Origin of the sequence: Pseudomonas sp. A0308, assembly GCF_044218815.1 — a bacterium.
Classification (GTDB): Bacteria; Pseudomonadota; Gammaproteobacteria; order Pseudomonadales; family Pseudomonadaceae; genus Aquipseudomonas; species Aquipseudomonas iridis.
In genome coordinates, this window is sequence record NZ_CP162581.1 from 2,598,988 (window position 1) to 2,614,671 (window position 15,684).

The window sequence follows — 15,684 nt, forward strand, 5'->3', positions numbered from 1 at the left end:
AGCTGATCCGCTCACGACCCCTCGTGTTCAGTTTGCCGTGAAATGTCAGGCGATCTTTTCAACGACTGCTTTGAGCGTAGCAACCCCTTGGTCATTCTTGGTTTGTGAAATGGCGCTCAGCCATTGTTCGACCGGGAATGCGCAATGCTCGTCTGCAACTCTGACGCTTATCTGCATCGACATGCCCGGTTTGCCCTCTTCGGGTATGACATGTCGCACGATCAGGCTGTGTGCGTTGTCCGGATCGGTGAACACCAGTTGCCCATCAACCTGCGACATCAGCAGGCGCTCATTGCCAGCCATGTCCAGAACCAGCGTACCCTCGCCGGCGACTTGCCGGGCGGATGGCCGGCGACTATCAACCACAATGCAATCCAGGCGCTGCCACGCGTCATCCAGGATCCGGTAGCTTGACGTCTGCGCACCAAAAGCCAGTACCAACGTGTTGATCCCGTCCGGCAGCAGCGCCACGAGATCGCTGACCTCGCCACTCACTTCAAGCGACAGCAACTCCCCTTCACGCTGTGCGTAACTGCCCGCCAGCCAGATGTCCTTCTGCGCACCACGGCTGAAAATCAAGCCGTCCACCGGATCGAACAGCAGCGGCACCGACTCATCGCGATTCCCCAGAAACACCGCCCACTGCCCGTCGGCGCGACCGGTAACATCGAACAGCCGGTCCAGTTGCGGCACGTAGTACGTGTAGCGACCCGCATGACGTTTGATTGGCAGGAACGGCGCGTGGTTTTGCTTGTTCAATAGTGCTCGCAAGCGCTCCTGCAACTGTTCGGGACGTTGGCCGGCCCCATCCGACCATTTGTTTTCGAAACTGATAATGCGTGCAGGCTGCTGATCTATCAGTTCCAGGTTGACGCCTTCGCGGGTTTGTCCGATCAGGCCTTGGCCGTCCATCAGCACTTGGGTAAAGGACCATTGCGACCAAACCATTTCCGCATCTGGCAAATGCTCCGGATGTAACAGGCGACTGCCACCGGCAAACGCCCGACGCAGTGCCTCGATATTCGTCAGAGGCTGGCGATAGAGCCGTCCCCAAATATCCATCAACCACGCGGCCTGTTTGTCAGGGGTCAGTCCAACCAGATCCAGCTCCGTGGTACCAGCGATTTTGGCCAGCAAGAACTTGTCGTCGACGCACCACATTGCCAGCGAATGTGTGCCGCCGACATTTTCCAGACCATTGATCGAGAACGGCGCAGTTTTCCACGTTTCGGCAAGCGCCGGTAAAGCGGCGAGCCAATCCGTATGCTTGTGCAACCAGTGCGTCCCGACGCCCACAAACTTCATCACGCCTTGCTTGTCGACCTCGAACAACAGGCCGTCTTCCCGGGTGGCGATGAAACGCTGAGCGAATTGGCTGACATCAATGACGTCGGTTGCGATAACTTGCGAGTCATCCGTTCCGGCCCCCCGCTGCAGCAGTCCGGCGCTTTTGCTGTAGAACAGCGGGAGATCACCCAGACCTGCATCCCAAACCAGCATCTTCGTATCCAGATCGAGGCCACTGGCACGGTCTAACTGGAAATGCAGACCATCGGCCAGACGAATCCAGCCAACATCTCGAACCTCTTGCTGGACGTGACCGCGTATCTGCACAAACTGAGCTGGCCGCCAAATGGCCAGGCCCGCCGCCATGCCGGGGGTGCTGTCGGCGTAGTCACGCGGCGTTTTGAAGCGATCAACCAATGAGCGCCAGTAACTGGCCGGCCGGCGCGGTGTGTAATCGCCCCAGGCAGCCGAAGTGTTGATGCACTCAAGCGTTACCGTGGACTCAGTCAGAAAATATTCAAAACCGGTCTCTACGCCGCTCTCGACCGCAAGCATCGTTTGTCGCACCCGAATGCCGCCGACAGTCTGTTCACAACCGACAATCCTTGAACCACTGGCGGGATTCATCAACCGGTAGCGCTGGTTGACCGTGCCGGTGATCATGTCGACGCGCCAGACCGTCGCATGCTCGGGGTGATAGAACCAGGCGTGCCTGGCATCGGCTGCCGCCAGTGTCACGCCATCATTGATTGCCTCAGGCAGGTTGCGCGCATACAACAACCGCGCGTTCGCCACGTCATAGTAGGCGGTGACGAACACCGGTTGGTTTGCCGCGCTCAGTGGCACCCTGAACTTGTTCAATGGCACATAAGCGGTGGCGACGCGTTGCTCTGCCGCCAGCATTCGAATCCGCGCCTGCACCGCTGCCTGCGAGGTTTCTCTGCCTATCGAAATTTGCAATGTAGAAGCATTGGCCAAGGCAGTGGGATGCTCCAGCGTGATGGACACCAGCATCAGCCGCACGGCTTTCCAGTCGAGACGGAACAACTCACCGTTCGCCAGCTCGATGAAATCCACATGACCTTCGATGCGAATCCCGTCGACGTTGAGCGACACGCCGTCAAAACCAACGCTTTTTTCGCTGGCCCACGGCGCATGAAGTATCCACTGCGTCGCCGCATAGTTGCGCAGGGAAACCGCAACAAGGCCCGGCGTCAGCCAGAGCTGACGCGTGCCTGGGGAGTGGCTGAAGATCTCGTAGGAAATGCACTGCTTCCACTCCTTCGGCAACTGCGGGACGACCAACTGACGGACATGTTCATCCAGCTGCACGTCTATGTTTGTCGGCTTATGGACCGGTAGCAGTTTGTAGAGGATGTGTTTCAGCGATGGAGTGCTGTACAGGTAAAACCGTTGGTTACCTTGTTTGTCATACTCCAACTTGTAAGCCGCACTGTTGCGTAACTGGGGATAGCGGGTATAGATGCCATCGTTGAAGCTGTCGACAATCGCTTCAAGGGCCACAGCAATAGGCGAACGGTATGAATACCAATGCGGCCCGGGGGCCTCACTCGAGGTACGCGGCGCAACCACCTCTCCTGGCTTTGGCACGTACTTGTGTCCCGTGCCCCCCAGTTGATACTCGTATCCGTAAAAGCAGACAGGCGTACACGGCAGCACGACCGTATGGCGATCGCCGGCTCGGCCCTTGTCGAGCGTCATGACTTCGGGCAGTTCGAATGCCTCCCGAATGTTGATGGCCCGGTGCATGTGCTCTGGGGCAGAGGTGGACTGTGGTAACTCCGACCAGCTGCCCACCCACGGGTAAAAACTCTGGCTGTTGAACCGGACCTGATTATCTTGCAGATCAAGGCTCGTGATGACCGCCTCGGCCGGGAACTGCAAAACCCCGTGTTCGAGGGTATAGGCGCCGGGAGTGTAGGCATTCTGGATATCGCGCAGATGGTTGCCGACGGCCGTGGCCTTGTCCCGGATCTGCCCCAGATTGCTGGCGATGGCTGTCACGCCGATGCCGATACCGAGCAAAGGCACAGACAGGAAAGCCGCTGCCCCGCCAACGACGCCACCGGCCGCCAGCGCAACGATATCCAGCCCCAGCGCCGCCACGTTGAAGGCCAGCGACGTGGAAAACCTCGATCGCTGCTCATGGTTTTCGGCAATCGACAGGTTGTAAATATCGAACCCGATATTCGCCAGGGAGAATACGAAGCCGGCGCCAGTGGCAGCGCGACCGGCCAAGCGCCCCGAAACCGAGGTCTGTTTCAGCGCTTGCTCGGCAGCCGACACCTGTTGCACCAGCCGGGCGATCTGCACCACATCGCTGACCACGCCGAAACCCAGTTGTGCGTAGTTCACATACACCTGAACCTGAAGGGCAATCGCCAATGTCGGCATCTGTCCTTCACCGTCCTGGTAGTCCCGTTGGCGCATTTCGGTAATAAGCGTCTGAATCGCAAAGGCGAAACTCAAGCGGCTCCCGCCGTCGGCTTCACCCGCATGGGTGGGCTCGCCGGCCAGGGTTTTCACCAGTCGCTGAAGGTGGTGCCTGATCTTGCTGAACCGCGCGTCGGTGGTGGAAACCTTGAGTGTGTTCTGCGGGTGAAGAACGTCAGCCATGGTCAGCGAGTAACCCGCCTCCGGCGTTTTTTCGACGGTGTCCAGCAACGGCAGATATTCACGTCCCAGCTTGTATTCGGCACGCAAAAGGTCAGTGGCCTGGGCAAATTCCTGCGTCCAGTAACGAGCATCCAGCTGCGCCAGACTGGACCCCATTCGAGCGTTTTCACTCAAGGAGCGGGTGCGCCCGAGCGCCTGCTTTTCCCAGACCGAAACACCTTGAACATCCGTAATCGCCTGATTTTTCAAAAAACTGTCGAGTCGCAGATTCGAAGAAAGCACTGTGTCGGCAATCTTCGTGGTGTTCAGTTCAGTCACATTGAATTGTGCTTTGGCGATGTCGCCCAGACCGTAAAGCCTGGCCATCGCGCCGTTTCCGGCACTCAAGTAGAGCGCCATGCCCAGCGACAACTGTTGCGCCCCGGCAAAGCCGAAAATCGCGAAGTTGGGGTCGTAAAAACGAAAAACCGGCGTGTCGCCCTGCATGACTTTGGCCACCAGCAACGCGTGATTACCGGTATCGAGCAGCATGACGGCGGGTGCCGTTTTCGCTTGCAGCATCTGCACGACAGCCTCAACCCCCTGCAGACCGTGCGCGGTTCCGTGATCGGTGACTGGCGTTTGATGCAGCTCATCCAGCGCCAGCAGCAACGCTCGGGAATCAGCGTCAGCCGGTGTCTTGCCAGCGTTGGCAACACGCCCGATCAGTGCCCGCTCGGCCGCATCGCCCTGGGCCAGAGCCGACGCCGTCAGCAGGGCCAGCGGATAGCAACGCCGGCCGGGATCGCCCGCGGTGTTCATCAGCAGATCCTGCGGCATTTGCCGGGTGGAAATGGCCCCGGCCTTGAAAAACAGTTCACGCACCTGACCGCCGCGCTGAAGGATTTGCCCGCGGTATTCACGTTGCGCAGTGCGGCTGATCTGCTCGATCCGTTCATGCCATCTGTTCAGCGTCAGCGGCTCGGTCAAGGCGAGCACCTTGAGCTCCCGCGTGGTGTGCGTGTCAGGCTGGCCGCGCAGCGCCGGTGCGCTTTCGTTGTCTGCAGACTGGCGCTGACGCACGGCGTTCTCGATGGCGTTGTAGCGAGCGAACACACCGCCTTCCGAGGTTTGCCGAGCGATATTCGACACTTGCTGCCAAGCGTCGACGAATCCCGCGTCACCTAGGCTCGTGGCGCCGAAGATGCCACCCAGTATCACCCGCAGCATCGGGCTCAAGTGCTCAGGGTGGAGCGAGCCGTGGGCGACGTGGGTAAACAGTTCATTCAGGTTGCTGGTGAGCTCGACGCCATGGGAAGCGGGAATCTGGGTGTCGGATTGCGCGATGATTTGCTGACGCGTTTCAAAATCTATGGTGAAGGCTGTGTCGAAGGTGAAGTCACCGCTCAACTTGTCCTTCATCACGCGAATGAAGGAACCGCCCAGTTCATCCATCAACTGTTGTAATACCGAAGTCAGCAACACCGGTTTGCCTTCGATCACCGGCCAGCCTTGCTTGAACGTCAGGGTCTTTTGCTTCAGCAGGTCAGCCAATTGGCCGGCGTAACGCGCTTTCAGTTTTCCGGTTTGCCATTTTTCCTGCTCTTTAGCCAGCCATTGCTCGGGGTCGTCGTTGACGGTCCAGCCGGAGATCCTTTCCTCTTCCGTGACATCGTTATAGCCTTCGAGCAACTGCAGGTGATGACTTATCTGATCAATCTGATCGGGCATCAGTTGCTGCTCGATGTACTGGGTCAGCCCCGAACTTGCGGCACCGGGACCGGTAAGAGTGACGGTGCCTCTCGCGCCGATTCGAATGCCGTCCGCGTAGTAGCTACCAATGGCATCAATGAGTTTATACGCACGAAAAAGCGCGTCTGATTCAGGCAGTTTGCCCCGCGCCTTCATTTCATTGACCACGTCTTGAATAACATCAAACAACCGACCTTCATCCGCTGTGTCGATTCCGGCTTCAATGGAACGGCGCTCTACTTCCTGCAGACAATCATAATTCACCCGGATCATCTGCAAATACGCCATGGTCATGGCACTGCCCGGATGAGCAATGAAGTGAGCATTGACTTGCCCATTCTTCGAAAAGCCATGGAGCGTGCCGAGGCGAAGAGCGTCTAACGGGGCAGAGCGATCTTGCGGTGCAACAAAGATTTCATGAGCGGCGGGTTTGCTGCGCGCGAATGTGGTTAACGCCTCTGCATACTGAACAGGAATTTCTCCGGTAATGTCTTTGTAGCGAACTGCGTCGCGACCCGGCATCAACGCTTCGTTGTGATCCAGTAAAAGTTTCAGAACCCAAAGTTGCTGGTTGACATCAAAACCACTGATATCCACGCCACCCAACTTGCTGGCCAACGGTGGCAAGTAATCCATGTCACTGTAACGGCCACCTTCCAGATGCACGGCCTGCAAACGCACGACATCGCTCGCCGCTGCAAAGTTACCGCGCATGGCGATTTCGCGCTGATAGACATCCTGTAAAAAGTGCCCGGCGAACTCCTGGCGAACATCTCGCAATTGCAGGTCGGGACCGACCATTGCCAAATGCGTTTCCAGGCGTCGTTGGCGAAGGGCTTCGAGCGTCGATCGATCCATGCCGTAGGAGCGGACCATCAGGTCAATACGCGCATCATCTGCCCTGCCGCGCCACTGCGGTTGTTCGATGTACGCGAACATCTGCTGTTTCAACACCCGCGCCCGTTCCTCGATCATCTGCGACAACCGGGTGGATTTGGTGGCTTTATCGCCTCCCGATTCCATCGCATCAGCTCGTGCACTTTCGAGAATTACCCGATTCATCTCATGCGCCAACATTGCATCGCTGTCGTACCAGAGATTGAACTTGTATTCCTGAGACTTCAGCACCTCGCGCCAGATGTTCATATAGTCACGCTGGATACCGCCGACTTCACCACCGCCCACCCAGACAAAGTGCATGATTTTCGGCACGGGTTTGCCTACTCCAGCAAGCAGGTCCGCCGTCGCTGAAAGCCTCGCGATGTATTGACTCAATTCGGACTGAATCCGATTGATCGCCACGGGGGCGGATGGCCTGCTTTGGCTCAGTAATGACCCAAGCTTCTCCTGAAACAGCTTCACCGCCAGCAGCTTTTCGGCGGCATCGACGGTTTGACTAGCAACTTCATGAAGCGCAATCAGCGCCGCATATTCCGTAGAGCCGGCAAGCTCGACCAACGCCTGTTGCAGTATTAAAAAATCTTCCGCCGAAACAAACCCACTCTTGCTTGTAGAACTATTCAAAGTCCCCATCAGCCTTCATCCTTGAATCAATAGTTAATAGATCAAACAAAACTATTGATTAAGTCGGGCGAGCTCAAATATCAAAAAAAACAATCAGTGTCGCGTGCAACATCGATCAACATTCAAACTGCATAACAGTAGGATCCAGCGACAAGTTCATCCGCAATACTTTCACCTGCAAACGCACAAGGCCGCGAACCCAAAGGGGTCGCGGCCTTGCTTTTGTTATCGCACTTTAAAATTGAAAGTATTAACCCAATGTCACGCCAACTGTAAGTTACTTACAACTTACCTCCGTGATCAACGGGCGACTGTTCAGGAAATCGGCTTTTCACCATACCAACGTGGCGTATAAACCCATTCCCCTCCTTCAGCCCGCGCAAAAGTGCAAGTAGTGGAGGAACCGATCAACACCATGGTGCGCATGTCTACCTGGTCCGGTGTCAAGGCGCCGAGAGTCGTGGTGCGCAGGGTCTGCCCCGGCCGCCCGATGTCACGTCCCAGCACCACAGGGGTTTGCGGTGTGCGATGTTGCGAGACGATTTCCAGGGCCCGCCCCAGTTGCCACGGGCGGGCGCGCGAGATCGGGTTGTAGAACGCCAGCGCCAGATCCGCTTGCGCGGCCAGGTCGAGACGCTTCTCGATGATCGACCACGGTTTGAGGTTGTCCGACAGCGACATCACACAGAAATCATGGCCCAGCGGCGCGCCTGCCTGGGCAGCGGTGGCGAGGGACGCTGAGACGCCCGGGAGGATTTCCAGATCGACACGGTGCCACGCCGGATCATCGGACTCGTGCAACGCTTCGAGCACCGCCGCCGCCATGGCGAATACGCCCGGATCGCCGGACGACACCACGATCACCGAACGGCCCTCGGCCGCCAGTCTGAAGGCGTGGCGGGCGCGCTGCATTTCTTCGCGGTTGTCGGTGCAATGCTGCACTTGATCGTCGCGGAACGGGCCGGCCATGCGCACGTAGGTTTCATAGCCGAGCACGTCGGTGGCGCGAGCCAGTTCCGCTTTTACCGCAGGCACCATCAGTTCGGCAGCGCCGGGGCCAAGGCCAATCACAGCAAGACGACCGCGCGGGCGACCGATGTGCGCGACGTCCAGTGGCTGCTCGGCGACAACGATGGCCAGGCCGTTTTGCTCAATGATTTTGGCCTCTGGCACCGCAACGCGCGCCAGTGCGCCGATGTCGCTTTGCGCCGTGACAAACCTCAATGGCACATTCAGTTCAAGTGCGGCTTCGCGCAGGTCCGCCGAAGCCATCTCGGTATCAGCCGCCACCAGACAAGCCAACGCCTGAACCGCGACGTTCGCCTGCTGCAACGCCGCACGAATCACACTCGGCAAATCCGCCACGTCTGCGCTCACCGCCACCGCCACACTGCGCGGATAGATCAGCAACTCATTGGCACTCGCCGCACGCTCGGCACTGCCGACATGAATCGAACGCTGCGCCTGTGGATCTTCCAGCAGTTGCGCCTGATCCAGCCACGGCGCCGCGCCTTCGATGCGCACGCTATGCCCGGCCAGCAGATCGGAGACGAAGCGTTTACCCAGCTCCAGATCCGCCAGCGCGTAGCCGCTCGGAGGATTGAGCAGGCAGGTGCCAAAGCGCAGTTCGCCGCTGGTGGTGATCGCCGCTGCGACTTGCAGCCCCGCAGCGATCTCCCGCGCCATGACATTCACCCCGCCAAGGCCACCGAGCAACGGCACCACGGCGCTGCCGTCTTCGGCGACGGCCAGTACCGCAGGCTCGGCGCCTTTCTCCAGCAACAGCGGCGCCAGTGTGCGGATGACAATGCCGGCTGCGCACAGGGCAATGATCGGCGTGGCCTGCTGGTACAACTCGCGCAGGGTCGCGCCGAATTCCTGATACGTGCAGTCGGCGCCTTCGACACGACCGGCGAGACCGTGGATCTGCGCCGCCGGATACACCTGCTGGATGCGCCGGGCAGTGGCCAGGCTACCCTGACCAAGAATGACAATCGCGGGAGTGGATGAAGTCATCAGCCTTGCCACCGTTCGCCGGGCACGATGATCAGCGAGAAGTACGGCGACGACATCGGCTCGACCTGGTCGATCGGCACGATCTTCTGATTGGCCATGGTCGCACGCTCGACGTACAGCGCCCGTTCGGCCAGGCCAAGTTCTTCCAGCACCTGCCGCACTTTGTGGAAATTGCGTCCCAGCTTCATGATCACTGCCGCGTCGGCATCGGCCAGACGTCGCTTCAATTCTTCATGAGGCAAGACGCCGGAGAGCACCGACAAACTCTGATTGCGATACACCAACGGCGCGCCCAGCACCGACGCGCCGCCAAGCATCGAGCAAACGCCCGGCACCACTTGCGCCTCATAGCGGGTGGCCAGTCGATCATGCAAATACATGTAGGAGCCGTAGAAGAACGGATCGCCTTCACAGATCACCGCTACGTCACGGCCGGCGTCCAGATGCGCCGCAATCGTCTCGGCGGCTTCATCGTAGAAATCACTGATCACCTGTTCATACGACAGCGGCGCCGGCAGCGCTTCGGTGGTCACCGGGTACACCAGCGGCAGCAGATTCTGCGCGTCCTGCAGGTGCGCCTCGATGATGCCGAACGCGTTGCCCTTCTTGCCCTTGGCGACGAAGTACGCCACCACCGGCGATTCGCGCAGCAGGCGCAAGGCCTTGACGGTGATCAGTTCCGGATCACCAGGGCCGACGCCCAGACCAATCAAACGTCCTTTGGCCTGCATCATTCGATCTCCGTCGCGAGGGCGTTGACCGCCGCAGCCGCCATGGCGCTACCGCCGAGTCGACCTTGCATGATCACAAACGGCACGCCACGGCTGTCGGCGGCCAGCGCCGCTTTCGATTCTGCCGCGCCGACGAAGCCCACCGGGAAGCCGAGAATCAGCGCCGGTTTCGGTGCGCCGGCATCGAGCATTTCCAGCAGATAAAACAGCGCGGTCGGCGCGTTGCCGATCACCACGACGCTGCCCTCCAGGTGCGGGCGCCACAGTTCCAGCGCGGCGGCGGAGCGGGTGTTGCCCAGTTCACGCGCCAACCCCGGCACGCTGTCGTCGCGCAGGGTGCAGATCACTTCATTGTTGGCCGGCAGACGCGCGCGGGTCACGCCTTCGGAGACCATTCGCGCATCGCAGAGGATCGGCGCACCCGCGGCCAGCGCAGCACGTCCGGCCTTGCCCGCCCCCTCAGAGAATTGCAGACCGTCGATGGCCTCGACCATGCCGCAGGCGTGAATGACTCGCACCGCGAGTTTCTCCAGATCGGCGGGGATGCGCGCCAGATTGGCCTCGCTGCGAATGATCGCGAAGGAGTTGCGATAGATCTCCTGACCATCGCGGATGTAATCAAGCATCAAGGGGGCTCCGGGAGCGGGCGTCGGGCAAGCATCGATAAGGACTGCCGCGGCCGCTTCAATAGTAAGGTTGCGTGCGTGCAGCGTGCCGAAACCCGGCTGTGCTGCATCGCGAAAATAGAGGTCGTATTGACCGGCACTGACGGCCAGCAAGGTCGCCGGGGCACAGTGCGCGGCGGCGCACGAACGCGTGCAACCGGACAGATGCACGCTTTGCGCTTGCGGTAGCAGCGTCGCCAACAGACGGGCATCGCTTTTGGTGTCGGCCAGGCCTTTGCCACAGCCGTTGGCGCCGGTGCAGGCGATCATTCTCGACAGTGGCTCAGCGGCATCGGTCAGCAGGTGCAGCTGTTTGAGGCCTTCGATCACCTGGTTTACGTCGGTCTGCGTCACGTTCGGCAGCAGCAGGCTTTGCCACGGCGTGAAACGCAGGCTGCCGTCGCCGAAACGACGAGCCAGTTGAGCTACACCGCGCAGCATGGTCGGGTCGAGGCGGCCGAGTGGCGGCACGCCTGCGACGTAGACAAGGTTGTTGGTGTTTTGCGGATGAGGGCCGATGTGCAGATCGTCCGCAACCGGCAGACGTTGCCAACCGCTGATCGCTTTGATCGGCAGGCGTGCTCTGAGCTGCTCAAGAAACGCCAGCATCGGCAGTTCATCGAGCAAATGGCGCATGCGCGTTTGCTCGGGCCCCGCCAGTTCGAGGAACAGCTCCAGCACCGCGACCACCAGCGCATGGCCATTTTCCAGCGCCACCGCCCCGACCGCGCGATCGGTCGGGCATCCGGCCAGACCAAACGCCAGCAACGTCTCGCCATCGCGCTCGAACGCCGACAACCACAGGTCGTGGGGATGTTCGAGCATCGCCAGCGCTTCACCGCCATCGAGTTGCACGGCGAACTTGGCGCTCAACTCGTGGAAACGTGGATGGCTCTGCAGCGTGACGAGGATCTGCTCGGCGAGTGCGCGGGTGTCGAAGCGCATCTGCCGGTCGATCCCGGCGGTTGGGCTGAGCATCAGATTGCGCACATCATCGCCTGCGGCGGTGCGTGGCCCGAGTCCGGCAGCCAGCAAACTGTCGATCAGGGCAGCGGATTGCTGGCCGATGCCACGGATTTGCAGGTTGGCGCGATTGGTCGCCTCAATCGCCCCGCCAGCGAACTGTTCGGCGGCATTGGCCACCGCGTCAGCCTGATCAGCACTGATTGAGCCGCCATCGAGCTTGATCCGGCAGATGCCCCCGTCCAGTGCCTGGACGATACGCAGCAACCCCGGGCAAGCCGAGGGGCGTATGGCGGTGGACATCGGGCGTTCGTTCAAGGGGCTGACCGGCTGCGTGGGAAAGGCGCTTCGCGGGCGAAGGCGCGGTATTATGCCTGCTTTGTCCGGCGGCATGAAAAGACTGCCCGTCGGAACGGCATGTTTAGAGGAATATAGATGTCACCCTGGCTGACGGTTGTGGGAATCGGTGAAGACGGCTTCAAGGGCCTGGGCAAAAACGCCCGGCGTGCCCTGATGGGCGCCTCGCGGATCGTCGGCGGTCAGCGCCAACTGGACTTGTTGCCGCTGTGCATTGGCGGCGAGCGGCAGTTGTGGCCGAGCCCCTTTTCGCTGGCGCCGGTGCTTGAGCAGCGCGGTGCAGCGGTGTGCGTACTGGCCAGCGGTGACCCGATGTTCTACGGCGTCGGCGCCAGCCTCGCGCGACAACTGCCGAGCGACGAGATGCTGATCCTGCCCGCGCCATCCTCCTGCTCGCTGGCCGCCGCCCGCCTCGGCTGGCCATTACAAGACGTCGTGACACTGTCGCTGGTCGCCCGTCCGCTGGCCGCGCTCAATGCGCAGTTGTTCAGCGGCGTGCGTCTGTTGCTGCTGAGCAATGACGGCGCCAGTCCCGCGGCAGTCGCGCAATTGCTGCGTGAACGCGGCTTTGGTTCGAGCCGCATAAACGTGCTGGAACATCTGGGCGGCGACGCCGAGCGGCGCATCGACGGCAGCGCCAATGACTGGTGCGACCCGCCGATTGCCGATCTGAACGTGATCGCCATCGAATGCCGCGCCAACGCCGACACCCCGCGGCTGTCGCGTCTGGCCGGCCTGCCCGACTCGGCATTCCGGCATGACGGCCAACTGACCAAACGCGACGTGCGCGCGATCACCCTCGCCCGCCTCGCCCCGACTCCCGGCGAACTGCTGTGGGATGTCGGTGCGGGCAGTGGTTCGATTGGCATCGAGTGGATGCGTGCTCACCCAAGCTGCCGCACGCTGGCCATCGAAGCCGATGACGGCCGTCAGCAGTTGATCGAACACAACCGCGATGCGCTGGGTGTGCCGGGGCTGCAATTGATTCGCGGCAAAGCACCGCAGGCATTGGCGGGACTGGAGCGACCGGACGCCATTTTCATCGGCGGTGGCGTGACCCGCGAAGGCGTGTTCGAGGCCTGCTGGGAGCAACTCAAACCCGGCGGTCGACTGGTCGCCAACGCGGTGACCCTGCAAAGCGAAGTCACCCTGATGCACTGGCGCGAGCGCTACGGCGGCGAGCTGACGCGCATCCACGTCGCTCAGGCGCAACCGCTCGGCGAGTTCGACACCTGGCGTCAGGCGCTGCCGATCACGCTGCTCGATCTGGTCAAACCTTTTGATGCGTGACGAAACCGCCGAACAACCCGCGCCCCTGCGCAGCGGCCTGACCACCGGCAGCTGTGCCACCGCCACCAGCCTCGCCGCCGCCCGCCTGCTGCTTGGCGGAGCCTGCGCCGATGCCGTGCAAATCATCTTGCCCAAGGGCAAACAGGTGCAGATGCGGCTGGAGTTCTGCCGATTGACCGACGACGGCGCCGAAGCCGGGACGATCAAGGACGCCGGCGACGACCCGGACGTGACCCACGGCGCCTTGCTCTATTCGCGGGTGCGGCTGTCGGCCGAACCGGGGATTCGCTTCAGTGCCGGTGCGGGCGTTGGCACCGTGACACGCCCGGGACTTGTGCTGGCCGTGGGGGAGCCGGCGATCAATCCGGTGCCGCGCAAGATGATCAGCGACCACTTGAGCCTGCTCGCGGCCGAGACCGGTTATGCCGGCGGCTTCGAGGTCACTGTCAACGTCGAGGGCGGCGAAGCCCTGGCGCTGAAGACCATGAACCCGCGCCTGGGCATTCTCGGCGGCTTGTCGATCCTCGGTACCAGCGGCATCGTCCGGCCATTTTCCTGCGCGGCGTACATCGCCTCGATTCATCAAGGCATCGATGTCGCCAAGACCAACGGCTATCTGCACATCGCCGCCTGCACCGGCAACGCTAGCGAAGACACCATGCGCCGGGTGTACAACCTGCCGGAAATCGCCCTGATCGAAATGGGCGACTTCGTCGGCGCGGTGCTCAAGCATTTGCGCAAAGTGCCTGTGGATAAACTCAGCCTGTGCGGCGGTTTCGGCAAGATCAGCAAACTGGCGGCCGGGCACATGGATCTGCACTCGCGCCATTCCAGCATTGACCTGCCGCAACTGGCCGACTGGGCGGCGGCAATCGGCGCCGATGAGACTTTGCAGCAGAATATTCGTGAGGCGAACACCAGCCAGCAGGCGTTGGCGATGGCCAGTGCCGTGGGCATCGCACTGGGCGATGAAGTTTGTCGTCACGCGTTGGAGTTTGCTCGCAGCGTGGTGCCGGCGCAGGTGCAGGTCGAGGTGTTTGCGATAGATCGTCAGGGCGGTGTCGTTGGCCATGCCGGAGGTTTTGCATGAAGCGGATTCTGTTGTTGGGCGGCGTGACTGAGGCGCTGGCGATTGCCCGTACTCTCGACCCGCAACATATTTACAGCCTGGCCGGGGTTGGTCGTGTGCCCACCGATCTGCGCTGTCAGGTGCGCGTCGGTGGCTACGGTGGCGCTGAAGGTCTGGCGCAGTTCATTCGGGATGAAGGGGTTGATCTGCTACTCGACGCCACCCATCCCTACGCCGCGCAAATCAGCCAGAACGCCGCCACCGCCGCGCCACAGACCGGCATCCCCTGCTGGGCCCTGCGCCGTCCAGCGTGGCAGCCGCAGCCCGGTGATGACTGGCGTGAAGTCAGCGACTGGGCCGAACTGATCGACGCCCTCAAACCGTTTCGCCGCCCCCTGTTCACCTTGGGCCGCGAACCGTTGCAACACCTCGACGAAATCCCCGCCAAACAATTCTGGACCCTGCGCGCCCTCGACGTTTATCCCGGCAACGAACGCTGCGAAGTCATCGGCGCACGTGGGCCGTTTCTGCTTGAGGATGAACGGGCGCTGTTCGAGCGGCGCCAGATTGATGTGCTGATCAGCAAAAACAGCGGCAGCACGGCGACTGAACCGAAGCTGGAAGTGGCGCGGGAGCGTGGGGTGCCGGTGATTGTGTTGAAGCGGCCTGGGTTGCCGGGGGTTGATCGGGAGTTTGCCTCGGTCGACGAAGTCATCACCGCCCTCGCGACCTTCAACCGTATTTAAATAGATCGCGACCGAATAGCGCTCCGAGACGTCATGCAGATCATTCGCGCACGAATAGAAAGCGACTCGAATTTCGCCCGGGCAATGCGAATCGAAGCCGCTACACTCATTTACAACGGCGAAATCGAGCTGGGCCGCAGACTTCTCAAACTCTTGCAGGAAGCTCTGCGACACCAAACCGCACGACGCTTTTTTACTTATCGGCCCTGATCAGGCTAAATAGCCACGCCTGATCGCCCACCCTATGGATCTGTCCCATGAACCGACAACGGCTCGCGCTTGCCTGGATTGCCTGCTTTGCAGTGCTGTTCAACATGCTCGCCATGCCGATGACGGGAGCGATGGCACAGACGGCCAATTCACCGGCCGAGCAATTGTTGTGGAGCAGTTTCTGCACTGGCAGCGGGACGAAAATGGTGGCGATCAACATCGGCACCACGGATCAGCAAGCCCCGCCGAATGACACCCATTCCAACATGCAGCATTGCTGGTGTTGCTCAGGCTCAGCGCCGCTGGTTGCGCTGCCGGGGCATGCACCGCAGCTGTATTTCGCGCGTTTCGAAAGCAATCGCAGCGTGGCGCCCGTCTCATTGCAAACCCCCACGCCGCGCCAGCAATGGCCGAGCCTGAACCCCCGCGCCTCCCCTCTGGTTTGATTTGTTCGCGCA

8 protein-coding genes and 1 pseudogene are annotated in these 15,684 nt (G+C 60.9%); 4 read left to right on the forward strand and 5 right to left on the reverse strand.

Features of this window, described 5'->3' with window-relative positions; genetic code table 11:
• Positions 1-45 precede the first annotated feature (45 nt).
• The 5 genes and pseudogenes from AB4P92_RS12080 to cobG form a co-directional block, all read right to left on the reverse strand.
• Positions 46-7,188, reverse strand: a complete 7,143-nt coding sequence (locus tag AB4P92_RS12080; protein ID WP_395599428.1) for a TcdA/TcdB pore-forming domain-containing protein — start codon at positions 7,186-7,188, stop codon at positions 46-48.
• A 306-nt stretch (positions 7,189-7,494) separates the two neighbouring features.
• Positions 7,495-9,195: a precorrin-3B C(17)-methyltransferase gene (gene cobJ, locus AB4P92_RS12085; RefSeq protein WP_395599429.1), complete on the reverse strand. Its 1,701-nt coding sequence runs from the start codon at positions 9,193-9,195 to the stop codon at positions 7,495-7,497.
• Positions 9,195-9,929, reverse strand: coding sequence for a precorrin-2 C(20)-methyltransferase (locus tag AB4P92_RS12090; RefSeq protein WP_390896383.1), 735 nt, complete (start codon positions 9,927-9,929; stop codon positions 9,195-9,197). The genes cobJ and AB4P92_RS12090 overlap by 1 nt, the downstream gene beginning before the upstream one ends.
• Positions 9,926-10,552, reverse strand: a complete 627-nt coding sequence (locus tag AB4P92_RS12095) for a precorrin-8X methylmutase (protein ID WP_042557460.1) — start codon at positions 10,550-10,552, stop codon at positions 9,926-9,928. The genes AB4P92_RS12090 and AB4P92_RS12095 overlap by 4 nt, the downstream gene beginning before the upstream one ends.
• Positions 10,545-11,857, reverse strand: a pseudogene (cobG, locus tag AB4P92_RS12100) (precorrin-3B synthase). Before cobG ends, AB4P92_RS12095 begins: the two are co-directional and overlap by 8 nt.
• Before the next feature lie 132 nt (positions 11,858-11,989).
• Here cobG and cbiE point away from each other — a divergent pair.
• The 4 genes from cbiE (at position 11,990) to AB4P92_RS12120 (ending at position 15,672) form a co-directional block, all read left to right on the forward strand.
• Complete coding sequence (gene cbiE / locus AB4P92_RS12105) at positions 11,990-13,201, forward strand: precorrin-6y C5,15-methyltransferase (decarboxylating) subunit CbiE (RefSeq protein ID WP_395599430.1); 1,212 nt, start codon at positions 11,990-11,992, stop codon at positions 13,199-13,201.
• Positions 13,194-14,291 carry a cobalt-precorrin-5B (C(1))-methyltransferase gene (locus tag AB4P92_RS12110; protein WP_395599431.1) on the forward strand — a complete coding sequence of 366 codons (1,098 nt, stop codon included), beginning with the start codon at positions 13,194-13,196 and terminating at the stop codon, positions 14,289-14,291. Before cbiE ends, AB4P92_RS12110 begins: the two co-directional genes overlap by 8 nt.
• Positions 14,288-15,016, forward strand: a complete 729-nt coding sequence (locus AB4P92_RS12115; protein ID WP_261736328.1) for a cobalt-precorrin-6A reductase — start codon at positions 14,288-14,290, stop codon at positions 15,014-15,016. Before AB4P92_RS12110 ends, AB4P92_RS12115 begins: the two co-directional genes overlap by 4 nt.
• Positions 15,017-15,273: 257 nt before the next feature.
• A complete protein-coding gene (locus tag AB4P92_RS12120) occupies positions 15,274-15,672 on the forward strand; it encodes a DUF2946 domain-containing protein (protein ID WP_115145905.1) in 399 nt (132 codons plus the stop codon).
• Positions 15,673-15,684 lie beyond the last annotated feature (12 nt).